Source organism: Rhizobium sp. BK181, assembly GCF_014193305.1.
Taxonomy (GTDB): Bacteria; Pseudomonadota; Alphaproteobacteria; order Rhizobiales; family Rhizobiaceae; genus Rhizobium.
This window is the reverse complement of record NZ_JACHZA010000001.1, coordinates 93840-108985: the sequence shown is the minus strand read 5'-3', so window position 1 is coordinate 108985 and position 15146 is coordinate 93840. Positions and strand designations below refer to the sequence as shown.

Below are 15146 nucleotides of genomic sequence, written 5' to 3'. Positions count from 1 at the left end.
AGTGGGGCTGCACCTTGCGCGGCGTGGCCCCACCTGCATTTTGCCGCATTGCTTAGCAAGAAGCGGGACTTGAGGCCAAGTTTAGAGGATTGCCGGTGAACGATACGAACCAGAACAACGGGACGATCGGCGAAGAGAGCCAGCAGACCCAGAGTGGGCCGATTATTCCCAAGTCGCCAAGCGAGGCGCTTCGGCCGGAACGCGTGCCCGAGCCGCCGAAGCGCTCGAAGAAAGCGCGCAGCCAGGTTATCATTTTCCTGAATTTCCTGATGACGCTTGTCGTTCTCGGTTGTGCAGCCGCCGTCTTCCTTTTCTACTACGCGATCTCGACGTACCAGAACCCTGGGCCGCTGGAGACGAACACAAATTTCATTGTGCGAAGCGGCGCTGGCGTGGCCGAGATTGCCGCAAGTCTTGAGCGCAACAACATCGTGTCGGACGCCCGTATCTTCCGTTACCTCACTGCAACGCATCTGGATGATGGCGAGAGCCTCAAGGCGGGTGAATACGAGATCAAGGCACATGCTTCCATGAACGACATCATGGAATTGCTGAAATCCGGCAAGTCGATTCTGTACTCTGTCGCGTTCCCTGAGGGCCTTACCGTCCGCCAGATGTTCAATCGTCTGAACGAGGACGCCGTGTTGGAAGGCGACCTGCCGGCCGTGGTCCCTGCAGAGGGAAGCCTGCGTCCCGATACCTACAAGTTCTCACGTGGAACGAAGCGGGCAGAGATCATCGAGCAGATGGCGGCGGCCCAGCAGAAGCTTGTCGATCAGGTTTGGGACAAGCGCGATCCGTCGCTGCAGCTCAAGTCAAAGGATGAACTGGTCGTCCTTGCTTCGATCGTCGAAAAGGAAACCGGTGTTCCCGACGAGCGCGCCCATGTTGCCTCCGTCTTCCTCAACAGGCTGGGCAAGGGGATGCGGCTGCAGTCCGATCCGACGATCATCTACGGGCTCTTTGGCGGCGATGGAAAGCCGGCGGATCGTCCGATCTATCAATCGGACCTCAAGAAGGAAACGCCCTACAACACCTATGTGATCAAGGGCCTTCCGCCGACGCCAATCGCCAATCCGGGCCGAGACGCGTTGGAGGCTGTCGCCAATCCGTGGAAGACGCAGGATCTCTACTTCGTTGCTGATGGTTCCGGCGGTCATGTTTTCGCGGCCACCCTTGAAGACCATAACGCCAACGTCAAGCGCTGGCGCCAACTGGAAGCTGCGAAGGGAGCAGACCCCAATATTGCGGTCGACGGACAGCCGGAGAGCCAGACGCAGCCGGAAACGCCTGCTGCGCCTGCTGCCCAAAAGAAAAAGAAGACCAACTGATTTTGGAGGCTCGCATGGCTTTGCAGTCCATGACCGGTTTTGCGCGGCGTGAGGGCACCAGCGGCCGCTGGCGTTGGGCCTGGGAACTGCGTTCGGTTAACGGCAAGGGTCTGGATCTGCGATTGCGCCTTCCACCCGGGCTGGAGCGCATGGAGAATGATGTCCGTCGTCTCGCCGCTGAGCACTTCAGCCGGGGCAACATGCAGGCGTCGCTGTCGTTGTCCGCCGGCGAGAGCCGCGTCGAGACGGTGCTGAACCAGGAAGCACTTTCGGCTGTGTTATCCTTGCGCGACCAGCTTGGCGGCATAATCGATCCCACGCCACTGCAGTTGGATACACTGCTGGGCATCAGAGGTATTGTCGAGTTTCGCGAGACCGAAGATGGCGACGAGGCCATCGCAGCCCGCGACAAAGATGTCGTCGAAGGGTTGCTTGCCGCTCTTGCCGAGTTGCGGCACATGCGTGAACTGGAAGGCGCCGCGTTGTCGCGCGTGCTTCTGGATCACGTTTCGACGATGGAAGCACTGACGCTGACGATCGAGCGTGACCCCTCCCGTTCTCCCAAGGAGATTGCCGAGCGGCTGGCGGCTCAGGTGTCTCTGCTCCTGGAGGCGTCGGCAAAGCTCGACCGCGAGAGGCTGCACGCCGAAGCGGCGCTGCTCGCCACGAGAGCCGATCTTCGTGAAGAGATCGATCGTCTGAAGGCACATGTGGTCGCTGCCCGAGACCTCCTCGGCAAAGGGGGTCCGGTCGGGCGTAAGCTCGATTTCCTTGCACAGGAATTTAACCGAGAATCGAATACCATCTGCTCCAAGTCGAATGCCGCGGCTGTCACGGCCGCCGGGATCGAACTGAAAGTCGTCATCGACCAGTTCCGCGAGCAGGTCCAGAATCTGGAGTGAATTATGAACCCGGCCCAGTCGAGCACACCAACGAAGATCGCCCGGCGCGGGCTGATGCTTGTTCTGTCTTCGCCGTCTGGGGCAGGCAAGTCGACGATTGCCGGCAACCTCCTCCGCGACGACCATAGTCTCGAAATCTCTATCAGCGTTACGACGAGAGCCAAGCGACCGAGCGAAATCGCCGGTAAGCACTACCACTTTATCACTGTGCCCCAGTTCGAGAGGATGCGCGACGCGGGCGATCTGCTCGAGTGGGCGGAGGTGCACGGCAATTTCTACGGCACGCCGCGGGAGCCGGTGGAAGCCGCTATGGCTGAAGGCCGCGACATGCTCTTCGATATCGACTGGCAGGGCGCTTTGCAGCTTCAGGACAAGATGAAGGCCGATATCGTGTCGATCTTCGTGCTGCCTCCGACAATGACCGAACTGCAGTCGCGCCTGCATCGTCGCGCTGAGGATTCGGAAGAGGTTATTCGCACGCGCCTTCTAAATTCTCGCGCAGAGATCGAACGCTGGCGGGAATATGACTATGTCATCGTCAACGACGATCTTGACGAGGCGTTTCGCAACGTCAGCTGCATCGTCAATGCCGAACGCGTCCGCCGAGACCGGCGCCACGGTTTGTTCGATTTCGTCAACGGGCTGCTGACCGAAGAGCCGAAGCTCTAAGCCAGCAGTTCGATCCAGTGATGTTATGGGCCCGACGCGAGCCCGGTGTCGGCCGTTCCAATACCTTGCAGGGCCTGGCCTACCGCTCCAAGCGGAGGCAGCTTAGAGACAATTCGCCAGTCGAACAAACTCGACGACCGAAAGCGTTTCGGCGCGTCGCTGCGGATCGATGTCAGCCTTGTTCAACAAGGCCTCGCCTCCGAGAGGCTTCAGGCTTTGCCGCAGCATTTTGCGGCGCTGGCCGAAGGCAGCGTGCGTGATCCTCTCCAAGGCGGTGACAGAGCACGGGATGGGGCTCTCGTTCGGCGTCAGGTGGACAACCGTCGACGTGACCTTCGGGGGAGGCGTGAAGGCCTGCGGTGGGACGTCAAACGCCATACGCGCATTCGTACGCCATCCGCAGAGTACACCCAGCCGTCCATAGTGGTCGTCGTCTTCCGTTGCCACGATGCGCTCGCCGACCTCCTTCTGGAACATCAGCGTCAGCGATTCCCAGAAGGGGGGCCATTGCTTCGGCAAGATCCAATTGACCAGCAACTGCGTCCCGACGTTGTAGGGCAGGTTAGCAATGATCTTCACTGGGCCTTCCGGAGCCAAGGTCTCGAAATCCGTCTTCAAGGCGTCGCCTTCGATGACCTCGAGCCGTCCCGGATAGTGGTCCGCAATCTCGGCAAGAGCAGGCAGACAACGAGAATCGCGTTCGACGGCGATCACCTTCTTCGCGCCAAGTGCCAGTATGGCGCGCGTTAGGCCACCCGGACCGGGGCCAACTTCAAAGACGGTAACGCCTTCGAGCGAGCCAGCCGTTCGCGCGACCTTCTGGGTCAGATTTAGGTCGAGCAAGAAGTTCTGGCCGAGCGCCTTACGTGCATCGAGGCCATGACGTTGAATGACGTCGCGAAGGGGCGGAAGCCCATCCAAGGCAGCCATCAACGGCGCCCTTCTGCGGTGCGCCCAAGGTGGCCGGCCAGCTTCAGGGCCGCGACAAGGCTGCCTTCGCGAGCAAGCCCCTTACCGGCAATGCCGAACGCGGTCCCGTGATCGGGCGAGGTGCGCACAAAGGGCAATCCAAGCGTCACGTTAACGGAATCGTCGAAACCAAGCGCCTTTGCGGGTATCAGGGCCTGGTCGTGATACATGCAGATTGCGACGTCGTAGCGCGCCCGAGCTTCGTCGTGGAACATTGTATCGGCGGGCAGGGGGCCGATCGCATTGATGCCTTCGGACCGCAGAAATTGGATGGCGGGCTTGATCACAGCCTCATCTTCCTTGCCGATCGTGCCGTCTTCACCAGCATGCGGATTGAGTCCGGCAATCGCGAGCCGGGGCTGCTCAATGCCGAAACGGTGTCGGAGATCGGCGTCAGCGATCCGGCAGGTCTCGATGATGAGTTCTGCCGTCAGAGACTGAGGCACGTCCTTGAGGGGGATGTGGATTGTCACAGGAATGGCGCGGAGCTTCGGACCGGCGAGCATCATCACCGGCATCACCGCCTGTCCCGTTGCTCGTGCGGAGAGATCCGCCAGAAATTCGGTGTGTCCGGGGAACGGGAAGCCGGACTCGTAGAGCACCGACTTCGCAATCGGATTGGTGACGACGCCAAGCGCCTCGCCCGATATCGTCAGCGCGACGGCAGTCTCGATCGCAGAAATCGTGGCCTTCGCTGTTGCGACGTGGGGTTTGCCTGCCGCGACCTCGACGCCTGCAGCTACGGGCAGCACGGGGAGGGCATCGGCAAAAATGGCATCGGCATTGGCACAATCGGTCTCGCGAATGGCAACCGTCACGCCAAGCAGCTTGGCGCGCAAGGCCAACACATCGGGATCGCCGATAAACACGAATGGAGGGAGCCCAAGCTCCCTGCGTCGCATCCAGGCCAATAATGTGATGTCCGGCCCGACACCTGCCGGGTCACCCTGGCTCAGCGCAAGGGGGCGCGAGAATGAGATCGACATCGTGCTCAGGGACGCATGATCTGCGCTTTCTTGCGCAGCTCGTCCATGTATTTCTTGGCGTTGGGGTTGTCCGGAGGGGCGTTCTTATCTGCCTTCGCCTTGTCGAGATCCTCCTGACGGAACACCATTTCCGCGGCCTGGTCGTCCGACACCTGGCGCTGGCTGCAGATTGCAATGTATTCGACGCCCCTGTCGGTCACGCGCGTCGCCGTCGTGTTGCCCTTGGCCTGTTCCACAAGTGGCTTCCATTCAGCCGGAAGTTCGGGCGCAAGAACGCGACCGAGGTCGCGGACCGATACGTCTCGCATCGTTGCTGCGAAGACCTTTGCCTGATCGCAACCCGGATATTTCGACCGGGATGCTTCGGCTTCGCCCTTGCGCTTGCCGACGATGCCTTTCTTGCTGGCCGGGACGACGAAGATCATCTGTTGCAGAATATACTCGGTGGTTTCCGGCTTCTGCTTGTTCTCCATCATGCGGGCGACGAGATCGGCATTCGACATACGATTGCTCGAGCCGTAACGCGCATTGACGAGACGCGGCCAGCTCATCTGCACGGCAATGAAGGCCTTGAAGTGATCGACACCAACGCCGGCGCGATCGAGAATCTGCGTCATCTGATCAGTCGTCAGCTTGTTGCCGGTGGCGAACCGCGCGAACGATGCATTGACGTCGTCTGTGGAAACCGACATACGCACGCGCGAGATTTCCTGCTGCTTCAGCGTTTGCTCGATCAGCTGCTCTTCAGCCGCCTTGGCATCCGCCTTCTGATGCTGGAGCCGAAGGAAGGCCTGGCGCTTGGCGACATCACCGCTGGTAATTGCGGTGCCGTTGACAACCACACGGACTTCGCTTGCAGCAAAGGCAGAACCCGTCTGAGGCGTGGCAAAAGCCGCCAGGATCGCGAAAGCCGCGCCGGCAATCATCGTTGTTACGGTTTTTCTTGCGCCAATCATATCGACCCTTCCCATTGACGCCGCGCGTTCACGTTGCGGCGCACATACCTTCCCGAGACCAAACGGGTGGTGCCGCTCTAAACTGAAAATTCAGCATATGCCCTAGATCTCAACTGGCGACAATGTCCTGCATAGTCTTACGGCGAAAGAAAGGCCCTTTCTTGCGCCGTAAGCAGAACTGCCATCAATTCTGGTAGATGCTCGTGCTGGTATCTACGGGACCGCCAAGGTTGATGTCGCCGAGCGTCCGGAAGGTGAGCCTGGCGCCGATGCTCCAGTCGCTAGCGGTTTCGGCAGTCGTGTCACGCTTCTCGCTGTAGGCGATCGTAAAGATGGTGCATTCGTCCTCGTAGGTCAGGCCGAATGTCTTCCTAACGACACTGTTGTCCTGAAGATCCCACGCGATGCCGCCAAATACCGACCAATAGTCCTTGAATTTAACAGAACCCTTCGCCTGGATTTCATCGTTGTCTTCGGCAAAGCCATACTCCGGCTGCGCCGAGACATGCGTATAGATCAACTGGCTCTGAAAATCGTCGTTCTGGAAACCGGCTGTCAGATCGCCGCGGCGGAAAGCCAGGCTCTTCTCGTCAAGCCGGTAAGAAGCCGCCAGCGCGAGGCCCTGCGGCGTCTCGATGCCGCCAAGCCCGACGAAGTCGGAGACGTCGCTTTCCAGACCGGATTCTGCACCGACATTCACCAGATCGGCAGTGTCGAAGGAGTTTTGACCGCCGAGTTGGTAGGACTGGCCGAAAATCCCGTGCAGTTTGTAGCCGTTGTCAAACGTGCCAGTGTACTGGAAACCGACGTTAGCGCGCGTGCCACCTTCAATGCGGTCGTAACCAGAGAACTTGTCACGCTCAAAAAGATTGGTCGCGTCGAACACGAAGCTCTGTGCGTCTTCGTTTGGAAGAGCGCCGGCAAGCCGTTCGTCAGGTCGGGCATAGACCTGAACGATGGGTTCGAAGAGGTGCGTGCTGTTTGCGGTCGTCCCGAGGATCGGGTAGCGCATTTCCAGTCCGGCGGTAAACATCGAACGCGTCGCCGCATTACTGTCATCGTAGTTGCCATCATAGACAAACGTGCCAGAGGTCGGCGGTGCAGTCATATTCAACGCCAAAGCGTCACCGCGCGCAGCCAGCATCGGGGTGATAAGGAAGCCCTCGGGCGTCACAAAAGTCCGCTTCCATTCGAGTTCCCCCGTCAGGCGCGACGTCTGCCCGTCGAGACCACGGAATCGGTCGAAGCCGGCGACACTGTAGAAGTCGTCGTGGGAACGCGACAGGTTCGTGAAGTTGACATCGGCGGAGAGTTCACCCCCGGCGAGCGGCTGCGGCGCTACGAAGTGATAGTCCATCACCGGATAGACGATCGCCTGCTGCTTCTCGGCGACATCGTTCGGATCGGCGTTCTGCACATCGAAATAGAACGACCGCAGATCGAAATAATTCCGCTTGCCGAGGCCCGTCAGGTAAACCTGGTTTGTCTTCGTCGAGTAATCCAGACCTTTAAGACTATAGGTACGGGCAAAGTTATTATCGCTCTGCACCATTACGTCCCAACCGAACGTCCAGCGCGGGTTGATTTGGAAATCCCCCTTCGATGCGACGACGCCTCGGAAGTCCTTTTCGGCATCACTCGTGCCCGGCGTGAACGTACCAGGGCTCGCCTGATCTATGCCGGCCATCCGCAAAATATGCGTGCCGTTCTCGTACCTCTGACGATACTCGGCGTCGAGCAAGAACCCTTGCGTTGTGTAGCCGGTACCCGTCACCGTAACGTCGCTGCTTGGTGAGATGACGTAGTAATACGGGACCGACAGGCCGAAGCCGAGATTTTGTGCAGTGACAAAGCTCGGAAACAGGAAGCCGGATTTCCGCTTCACTGTATTGTCCGGAACTTCGATCCACGGAACGTAGGCCAGCGGTTGTCCGAGGAGCTCAAAGCGCGCCTTTTCGAGGCGAATCGTATGCTTGACGCCGTCCTGGATGACTCGTTCGGCCTTGACCTGCCAGAACGGAGGTTTTTCCGGTCTCTCGGCGCACGGCAAACAGGCTGTATAAACGCCCTTGTTCAGGATCATTTGCGTGCCGCCAACGCGCTCGCCGGTTTCGGCTACCAGGCGCGTATTGTCGGCGGTCTCAATTCTGAGCGCGTTTACGAAGCCGTTTCCGAAGTCGTCGGTGACGTCAAGTTTGTCGGCATACATTCGATTGCCGTCAGGGCCAACCAGTTCAACGTTTCCAAGCGCCATCAGGCGTCTGGTCTGCTGATTGTACTCGACGCGCTGCGACACCATCTTGTAGCCGGCGTAATTTATTTGCACGCCGCCAATGGCCGAAACGATCTGTGAGTCCTTGTTATAGACCAGCTCGTTTGCAGACAGAATCAGCTTCTGGTCGTCCGCAACGTTCGGCTTCATACCTTGCAGGGCATCCTGTGCGAAGGCAGCAGGAAAGCCGTTGGAATAGGTAGACAGAGCTGCGCCTACGAGCAGGGCAACCAACTGTTTACTAAAAGTCTTGCGGTCGCCTGCCGCCACTAGCCATCCTCCTGATGAAGCAGAATTGTTGCACCCAAAGCCAGGGCAACGGTGACCGGAATCCACGTCGCCACGAAAGGCGGGACAACCCCACTGCTTCCGAATGCTTTTACAAGCACGGTGACCACATAAAGCACGAAGCCTGAAAGGATTCCACCCAGAATCACTGACCTCGATTGGTTGAACCGGCTAAATTTTAGGGACACTGTTGCAGCAATGAGAGTCATGGCCACGAGCAACAGCGGTTGGGACAACAACGAATGAAATTGGGTCTCGAGTGCCTTGCTCGGAATCCCGAAGGATTTCGCAGCGTCAATTCGCCTCGAAAGGTCAAAAAATCCAACAGTTTCAGGGGCTGTGAGCCTCTGCTGGACAAAATCTTGTTTCAGATTGGTGCGGACTCGCACCTCATCCTTGCGCACGGCGACTTCGCCCGGGCGACGCTCCACAACATTCTTTAGAAGCCAGTAACCATCTTCCAATTTTGCCGAAGCGGCGTCCTGTCTCAGGATGATGTGATCGGACGAATCGAAATGCACGAATACCGCATCCATCAGCAGCGTGCCGTTCTCGAGAATCGTGTGCGCACCTATGACGGCATCGTCGCCACCGCTGATCTGGCGAATCCACGGAACTTGCGGGGCGGTGTTCGAAGCCGAGCCTTCTCCGCGCCAGTTGCTTTCGACGATGGCGGCCTGGCGTTGCCCCCACGCAGCCAGCGGATTGAGAACAGTCATAACCAGAACGCCGAGCAAAAAGGCGCCAGCAAGGAAAGGCGACATGAACTGCCACACCGAGACGCCAGCGGCGCGAGTCACGACCAGTTCGTATTTTCTATTGAGGGCAATCAGAACCGTCATGCCGACGAAAAGGGCAATGAAGGGAACAGTCTGCTGCAAAATGAGCGGCAGGCGCACGGCGGTCATCACCAGGCCGCCGGTCACGGTATAGCCGGGAAGACCCGAGAGGCGACCCGCCGTCTCGCTGAAATCGACGAGGTAGACGATGCCGATCACGCCAAGGAAGAACCACATTGTCGTCAGCAGGTAGCGGCGGAAGAAGTAGCGACCGAGCGTTCCGAAGATCATGCGCTGCCTCCCGCTGACGGATCGGCTGAGCGCTTGAACAGCTTCTGCCAGAGCGCAGCGATCCGGTCGGTGACCGTAGACACAATCGATAGACGTTTGTGAAGCGACAGAGACGCGATCGCGAGCACGCTGGCGATCACAGGAATCGAATAGAGCACACCGATATACTCAGGATCCGTGTCGATCTGATTGGCGGCATAAAACGAGGCCCAGCGAATTGCGAATGCGAACACGAGTGCAGACACCATCGGATGCAGCCGGGCTTCACGGTGGGAACGCGCATCGCCGGCAATCGCGAGCGAAATCAGTGCAAAGACCATCGGCAGAACCCAATCCGTCAGGCGCCGATGCAATTCGGCTCGGTAACTGCCTGGTTTGGCGATGTAGTCCTTATCGTTCGGATCTGGATTGAACAGGAACGGCAGCTCGCGGTCGGAGGCGCGAAGCGTCGCCTGGCCACGGTTCTGTGTGAGGTCGGAAAGGTCGAAGGAGTAGGAATCGAAACGAATGACGGAGACTTCACCAGTCTGCGTTTTGCGGTGAACCTCGCCGTCATGCATGATGAGCGACGTACCCTTCTCGTCAACGGCGCCCTCGCGTGCATAGTAGATGAGCTCGAAAGCAGGATCGCGCTCATCGACGACGAACAGCCCCTTGAGCACACGTCCGGCCAATCGCTCCGAGATCTGCACGTAAAGACCCGTATCGATGCGGCGGAAGTTCTTTTCTTCGATCACCGTGGAAAGCAGATCTGCGTAGGCGGCGGCCACCATCTGGCGAACGCCGGTCTTGGCCTTCGGCTCGACAACGTTGTCTACGAAAAAAGAAAAGGCGCTGATGATCGCTGCAAGAATCAGAATCGGTCGCAGGATGATTCCGCGCTTGGCGCCTGCCGCATCGATAACGGTCAGTTCCGAATCATTGTTCATGGTCGTCAGTGTCTGAGTGACGCCGATGACAATTGCGAAGGGTAGCACGATCGGAATAATCGAGGGGAGGATCAGTGTCGCCAGCTTGGCGAACGATCCCATCGACTGGCCGCTATCCGTCACCAGATTGACGCGCTGGAGGACCTGAGTCGTCCAAATGATCGCGAGCACCGGCAACAGGGCAACGAGAAACATCTGGCCAACGCGCCGGAGTATATATGTTTCAAGCAGTTTCATTCATGCCCTTGAACGCCATTTGCGAACCGATGCCGCTGCGCAGCGAAATCCATCTACGCTCTTTGGTTCGCTTTTGCGACAAGGCAGCGTCGAAAATTCATTCAAATTTCAGATTTTTTTTTGCCCTGTGGCGAATCGGTGAGTGCAAGAAAACCTGCAAAGATCACGACGGACGACAGCCATCCGAGGATCACGTCCGAGAGATAATGCGCGCCGAAAGCAACGCGCATCGCAGGCGCCAGGAAAGAGATGGCGGCGAGCGGCAGGGCAAGCGCGGTACGCGCCGGCTGCGGGAGCAGGAAAATGAGACAGAAGACCCAACCCGCGCCAGCGGCTTCGCCTGAGATGAACGAGCAGTTCGCCATACACTTTCCAGCCATCGAACCCGCCTGTACGAAGTCGAGGTGGCCGCCGAAGTCCACTGTCTGGTAGGGCCGCGGCCGTCCCCAGTATGCCTTGAGGACGAAGTTTACCAAAATCACTGGACCGATGATCAGGGAGGCGAGCGCGACTTTGAACGCACGGGCGCGTACGGCATTGAAGGTGGCTCCATGGTGCCAATAACACGCCGCAAGCTTCCAAAGCATCATCAAAGCGATGGCATACGGGAGCCGGAGGAAGAGAGTTCGTAGGAGCGCGAGATAGGTCTCTTGCCGGTAGGGGAAATGGCCACAGAATTTCCCGATGGCAGCGTTGGCACAGATTTCCTGAACAAAAAAGTGCGTGGAGGCGTAGATATCGATCTCGGGAAAGACGTTGAACAGGGCAAGGAGGCCCCACCAGAGAAAGAGTAGACCGATAAATCTACGGGCGGGAGTGGTCCCATGCGATGCCGCAATACGCCAAGGTGCCCGTCCGCTGGATAGTCCTAGTGCTGTAAGCAATCTTGCGTTTCCTGTAGACTCAATACGACGGGAGGAATATGCGGCGAAGATGACATCCGATTAACGCGTTCACGGCCGGTCGGCAGCCATGGCGTTGGGCCAAGGCTTGTCTTCGAGGGTGAAACTCGAAATGATCGGATGGAGCGGATTTAGGAAAATCCCACTGGAGAAGATATGTCAGCCAAGTTCGATGTTTCATTTGTGACAACCGCCGAGATCGCCGGGGGGTATGCGGTGCTGCTGCAGGCAAGCGGTTCGGATCGTGCCGCAGGGGCTAAGATCGCAGATCCCGCCGGCGTGATCGCCAGGGCCGCAAAGATCGCAGCGTTTTCTGCCAAGCCTATGACCGTATTGGATCTTGTTGCTCCGGAAGGTTCAGCAGCGGAGCGGCTCTTCGTCGTTGGCCTTGGCAAGCCTGACGAATTGACTGCTCACGATTGGTTGAAGGCGGGTGGCGTCGCCGCCTCCAAGATCAAGAAGGCCGAAGAGGTGGTTGTCTTCGTCGATGCGCCAGGTGTCGGCGTTGGCGCGAAAGAGGCTGCGGACTTTGCGCTTGGCATGCTTTTGCGCGCCTATAGCTTCGATACCTACAAGACGAAGAAGAAGGACGAGGACAGCAACGGCCGCAATGGGCAGGTCGCCGTGACCATTGTTACGGCAAATGCGGCGGATGCAGCAAAGGCATTCAAGGTTTCGGAAGCCGTTGCCGCCGGCGTCAACCTGGCTCGCGATCTGGTGAACGAGCCGCCGAACGTCCTGGGGCCGGTGGAGTTCGCCGCCAAGGCAAGCGAACTGGAAAAGCTCGGCGTCGAGGTCGAAATCCTCACCGAGAAGGAAATGCAGAAGCTTGGCATGGGCGCACTGTTGGGCGTGGCGCAGGGCTCGGTGAGGCCTCCGCGGTTGGCGATCATGCAGTGGAAGGGCGGCAAGAGTGGAGAGAGCCCAATTGCCTTCATCGGCAAGGGCGTGGTTTTCGACACCGGCGGCATCTCGATCAAGCCCGCGGCCGGCATGGAAGAAATGAAGGGCGATATGGGCGGTGCCGCGGCCGTCACCGGCCTGATGCGCGTTCTCGCCGCCCGCAAGGCCGCCGTGAACGCGGTCGGTATCATTGGTCTGGTCGAGAACATGCCCGACGGAAACGCACAGCGTCCCGGTGATATCGTTACGTCCATGTCGGGTCAGACGATCGAGGTGATCAATACGGATGCGGAGGGCAGGCTCGTGCTCTGTGATGCGCTCTGGTATTGCAACGACCGATTCAAGCCGAAGTTCATGATCAACCTGGCGACATTGACGGGCGCCATTCTTGTTGCACTCGGCAATGTCCATGCCGGTCTGTTCTCGAACGACGACGAGCTCTCGGCCCAACTGACGGCTGCTGGTCTGAAAACCAGCGAAAAGCTCTGGCGCATGCCGCTCGGCAAAGAATACGACAAGATGATCGACAGCAAGTTCGCCGACATGAAAAACACAGGCGGTCGTCACGCGGGTTCGATCACCGCGGCCCATTTTCTCAAGCGGTTCGTGCAAGACACGCCCTGGGCGCATCTCGACATTGCGGGAACCGCCATGGGTTCGCCGCAGGATGAGATCAATCAGTCCTGGGGATCCGGCTACGGCGTGCGGCTACTCGACGAGCTGGTGCGCACCAACTACGAGTCATGACGGAAGTCCTGTTCTATCACCTTACGGAATCGAAGCTGGAAGATGCCCTCCCGCCGCTGCTCGAAAAAAGCGTCGAGCGCGGCTGGCGGGTCTCCATCCAGTTGAAGGATGCTGCGCGGCGCGATTTCCTCGATCAGCATCTCTGGACATTTCGCGAGGATAGTTTCTTGCCGCATGGCACGGATGAGGGGGACATGGCGGCAAATCAGCCAGTTCTCCTCACGATCTCCGAAGGAAACGCCAACGCTGCGACGGTGCGATTTATCGTCGATGGCGCAGAGCCGCCTGCTGTTGATTCTTACCAGCGGATTGTCTTCATGTTCGATGGTTATGACCAGGAGCAGCTTGAGGCTGCCCGCGCGCAGTGGAAGAAACTGAAAGGCGAGGGGCACAGCCTGACATACTGGCAGCAGACGCCGGAGCGTCGATGGGAGAAGAAGGCTTGAACTAGCGTAGGCCGGAAGCCATCAGGACGTTGTCAATGAAGTCCCGCTTTGCCTTGGTATATTCCGCGCGCCTCTCCGCATGCTCGCTGGCCAACCCAACCTTGAGCTGCTCGTAGGCGCGTGCGAGCCGGATATCACTGCGCAGGGCGTCGCGAAAAGCGATCATGCGGTTCCAGTTATCCCCACGATGCTCCACGACATGGACCAGATGAGTGCGGCTCTCATCCTTGACGCCACGACCGAAAATGTGGTCGTCGGGGACAATGTCGTTACCGGCATAGTCATAGCCGATTGCTTCCATGGCGTCGATGCAGCGCAGACCGTCGTCGAGGTGCTTAACACCGACAGCGATGTCGATGATAGGCTTTGCCTTGATGCCGGGAATGGCTGTGCTGCCGACATGTTGAATCTCGATTACCGCGCCGCCGAGTGCTTGGCCGATGGCATGCGCTTCGCTGGCATAGGCTCGCTCCCAAAAGGCATTGGGCTCGGCGAGCGAAACCGTCAAATTCTTCAAGCCAAGGCCGTAAGCCGGATCGTCTCGCATGCCGAACCTCCCTGAAGACCGTGAGACTTCACAATATCACGAGGTTCGGCGTGCTTGAATCAATCGTAGAAAGCCTCGACGAACTTGCGCTTGCCGAGCATGAAGGCATCGGCGACGTGCCGAAGCGGCGCGAGGTCGACATCCGACTTGCCGGCTTTGACGATTTCCGCGAATCGGCGGTAGAGCGCCGGATACTCCTCTTCAGGAGCGGAAAACTTCAGTTCACCGTTGATCGAGAGCTTGGAGCCGCCCTCTGCCAGTTCCATGTGGCCGGCCGCGGTATCCGCAAGGATATCCCAGCTCTGCTTGCCCGTCTGTCGCCAGTCGAATTCGCCATGAACAGGCACGCCATCGGCATTCTTGAAATGCAGATCAGCGGCGATCGGCGCGTCGCGATTTTCCGGGAATTCAAGTGTTGCGCCGGTCAGGAAGATCGCCTTCGGCAGAATGTGAGTGACGATCGACAGGGCGTTGATCCCCGGATCGAAAACGCCGAGACCGCCGGCCTGCCAGATCCAGTCCTGGTTCGGATGCCAGTGGCGAACGTCTTCCTTCCAGATGACGTGGACCTTGTTGATGGTCGTCGAAGCCAGGAAGGACTTCGTGGCCTCGACAGCAGCCGCATAGCGCGAATGCCAGCTGGCAAACAGCGAAACGCCCTTGCTTGCAGCGAGGCTTTCGAGATCGGCCACTTCGCTCAAGGTGGCGCCCGGAGGCTTCTCGAGGAACACATGCTTGCCGGCCGAAAGTGCCTTATGTGCCGCTTCGTAGCGATACTGTGGCGGCATGCAGAGCGAAACCGCGTCGATATCAGGGACGGCGTCGAGCATCGCATCGATCGTCGTGAAACTCTCGATGCCCTCGACGGTGCCGTGACGGCTTGCCGTGGCTACGAGCTTGAAGTCGGAATTCTTGGCGATCGAAGGAAGGTGCTGGTCGCGGACGATCTTGCCGACGCCGACGATGGCGAGGTTGATAGGTGACATGCTGGT

At 58.8% G+C, this 15146-nt stretch carries 14 protein-coding genes; 5 read left to right on the top strand and 9 right to left on the bottom strand.

Annotated elements, in window-relative coordinates; all coding sequences use genetic code 11:
• Nucleotides 1-89: 89 nt before the first annotated feature.
• From mltG to gmk, 3 genes are read left to right on the top strand one after another with little or no spacing between them, the layout of a single operon-like run.
• Nucleotides 90-1331, top strand: coding sequence for an endolytic transglycosylase MltG (mltG, locus tag FHT77_RS00540; protein ID WP_210280750.1), 1242 nt, complete (start codon nucleotides 90-92; stop codon nucleotides 1329-1331).
• A 14-nt stretch (nucleotides 1332-1345) separates the two neighbouring features.
• Nucleotides 1346-2233, top strand: a complete 888-nt coding sequence (locus FHT77_RS00535) for a YicC/YloC family endoribonuclease (RefSeq protein WP_114712199.1) — start codon at nucleotides 1346-1348, stop codon at nucleotides 2231-2233.
• A gap of 3 nt (nucleotides 2234-2236) precedes the next feature.
• The gene (gene gmk / locus FHT77_RS00530; RefSeq protein ID WP_016553441.1) at nucleotides 2237-2902 is read left to right on the top strand and encodes a guanylate kinase; all 666 of its coding nucleotides are present in this window, start codon (nucleotides 2237-2239) and stop codon (nucleotides 2900-2902) included.
• Between the two features lie 102 nt (nucleotides 2903-3004).
• On the opposite strand, the gene rsmA is transcribed toward gmk, so the two are convergent.
• The 7 genes from rsmA to FHT77_RS00495 all read right to left on the bottom strand — a co-directional run bounded on the left by rsmA (nucleotide 3005) and on the right by FHT77_RS00495 (nucleotide 11448).
• Nucleotides 3005-3832, bottom strand: coding sequence for a 16S rRNA (adenine(1518)-N(6)/adenine(1519)-N(6))-dimethyltransferase RsmA (gene rsmA / locus FHT77_RS00525; RefSeq protein ID WP_183751552.1), 828 nt, complete (start codon nucleotides 3830-3832; stop codon nucleotides 3005-3007).
• Complete coding sequence (gene pdxA / locus FHT77_RS00520) at nucleotides 3832-4857, bottom strand: 4-hydroxythreonine-4-phosphate dehydrogenase PdxA (protein WP_183751550.1); 1026 nt, start codon at nucleotides 4855-4857, stop codon at nucleotides 3832-3834. The genes rsmA and pdxA overlap by 1 nt, the downstream gene beginning before the upstream one ends.
• Nucleotides 4858-4862: 5 nt before the next feature.
• Entirely contained in the window at nucleotides 4863-5813 is a 951-nt protein-coding gene (locus FHT77_RS00515; RefSeq protein ID WP_183751548.1) for a peptidylprolyl isomerase, read from the bottom strand.
• Between the two features lie 184 nt (nucleotides 5814-5997).
• Nucleotides 5998-8355: an LPS-assembly protein LptD gene (locus tag FHT77_RS00510; protein ID WP_183751546.1), complete on the bottom strand. Its 2358-nt coding sequence runs from the start codon at nucleotides 8353-8355 to the stop codon at nucleotides 5998-6000.
• On the bottom strand, nucleotides 8355-9443 hold the full coding sequence (lptG, locus tag FHT77_RS00505) for an LPS export ABC transporter permease LptG (RefSeq protein WP_016553446.1): 1089 nt from the start codon (nucleotides 9441-9443) through the stop codon (nucleotides 8355-8357). Before lptG ends, FHT77_RS00510 begins: the two co-directional genes overlap by 1 nt.
• A complete protein-coding gene (gene lptF, locus FHT77_RS00500; RefSeq protein WP_183751544.1) occupies nucleotides 9440-10609 on the bottom strand; it encodes an LPS export ABC transporter permease LptF in 1170 nt (389 codons plus the stop codon). Before lptF ends, lptG begins: the two co-directional genes overlap by 4 nt.
• Before the next feature lie 101 nt (nucleotides 10610-10710).
• Nucleotides 10711-11448: a phosphatase PAP2 family protein gene (locus FHT77_RS00495; RefSeq protein ID WP_183753820.1), complete on the bottom strand. Its 738-nt coding sequence runs from the start codon at nucleotides 11446-11448 to the stop codon at nucleotides 10711-10713.
• A 219-nt stretch (nucleotides 11449-11667) separates the two neighbouring features.
• Here FHT77_RS00495 and FHT77_RS00490 point away from each other — a divergent pair, with 219 nt between their 5' ends.
• Together FHT77_RS00490 and FHT77_RS00485 are read left to right on the top strand one after the other, a co-directional pair.
• Complete coding sequence (locus FHT77_RS00490; protein WP_183751543.1) at nucleotides 11668-13161, top strand: leucyl aminopeptidase; 1494 nt, start codon at nucleotides 11668-11670, stop codon at nucleotides 13159-13161.
• Nucleotides 13158-13607 (top strand): DNA polymerase III subunit chi, encoded by a 450-nt coding sequence (locus tag FHT77_RS00485; protein ID WP_183751541.1) that lies wholly within the window; start codon nucleotides 13158-13160, stop codon nucleotides 13605-13607. Before FHT77_RS00490 ends, FHT77_RS00485 begins: the two co-directional genes overlap by 4 nt.
• Nucleotide 13608: 1 nt before the next feature.
• Here FHT77_RS00485 and FHT77_RS00480 read toward each other — a convergent pair whose 3' ends face one another.
• The gene (locus FHT77_RS00480; protein WP_183751539.1) at nucleotides 13609-14154 is read right to left on the bottom strand and encodes a GrpB family protein; all 546 of its coding nucleotides are present in this window, start codon (nucleotides 14152-14154) and stop codon (nucleotides 13609-13611) included.
• A gap of 59 nt (nucleotides 14155-14213) precedes the next feature.
• Nucleotides 14214-15140, bottom strand: a complete 927-nt coding sequence (locus tag FHT77_RS00475; RefSeq protein WP_183751536.1) for a Gfo/Idh/MocA family protein — start codon at nucleotides 15138-15140, stop codon at nucleotides 14214-14216.
• Nucleotides 15141-15146: the final 6 nt, after the last annotated feature.

What these genes read in the sequence shown, in the direction of transcription:
- pdxA (WP_183751550.1), bottom strand. Translation starts at nt 4,857, where the DNA reads ATGTCGATCTCATTCTCGCGCCCCCTTGCGCTGAGCCAGGGTGACCCG.
- FHT77_RS00480 (WP_183751539.1), bottom strand. Translation starts at nt 14,154, where the DNA reads ATGCGAGACGATCCGGCTTACGGCCTTGGCTTGAAGAATTTGACGGTT.
- FHT77_RS00535 (WP_114712199.1), top strand. Translation starts at nt 1,346, where the DNA reads ATGGCTTTGCAGTCCATGACCGGTTTTGCGCGGCGTGAGGGCACCAGC.
- gmk (WP_016553441.1), top strand. Translation starts at nt 2,237, where the DNA reads ATGAACCCGGCCCAGTCGAGCACACCAACGAAGATCGCCCGGCGCGGG.
- FHT77_RS00485 (WP_183751541.1), top strand. Translation starts at nt 13,158, where the DNA reads ATGACGGAAGTCCTGTTCTATCACCTTACGGAATCGAAGCTGGAAGAT.
- lptF (WP_183751544.1), bottom strand. Translation starts at nt 10,609, where the DNA reads ATGAAACTGCTTGAAACATATATACTCCGGCGCGTTGGCCAGATGTTT.
- FHT77_RS00490 (WP_183751543.1), top strand. Translation starts at nt 11,668, where the DNA reads ATGTCAGCCAAGTTCGATGTTTCATTTGTGACAACCGCCGAGATCGCC.
- rsmA (WP_183751552.1), bottom strand. Translation starts at nt 3,832, where the DNA reads ATGGCTGCCTTGGATGGGCTTCCGCCCCTTCGCGACGTCATTCAACGT.
- lptG (WP_016553446.1), bottom strand. Translation starts at nt 9,443, where the DNA reads ATGATCTTCGGAACGCTCGGTCGCTACTTCTTCCGCCGCTACCTGCTG.
- FHT77_RS00515 (WP_183751548.1), bottom strand. Translation starts at nt 5,813, where the DNA reads ATGATTGGCGCAAGAAAAACCGTAACAACGATGATTGCCGGCGCGGCT.
- FHT77_RS00475 (WP_183751536.1), bottom strand. Translation starts at nt 15,140, where the DNA reads ATGTCACCTATCAACCTCGCCATCGTCGGCGTCGGCAAGATCGTCCGC.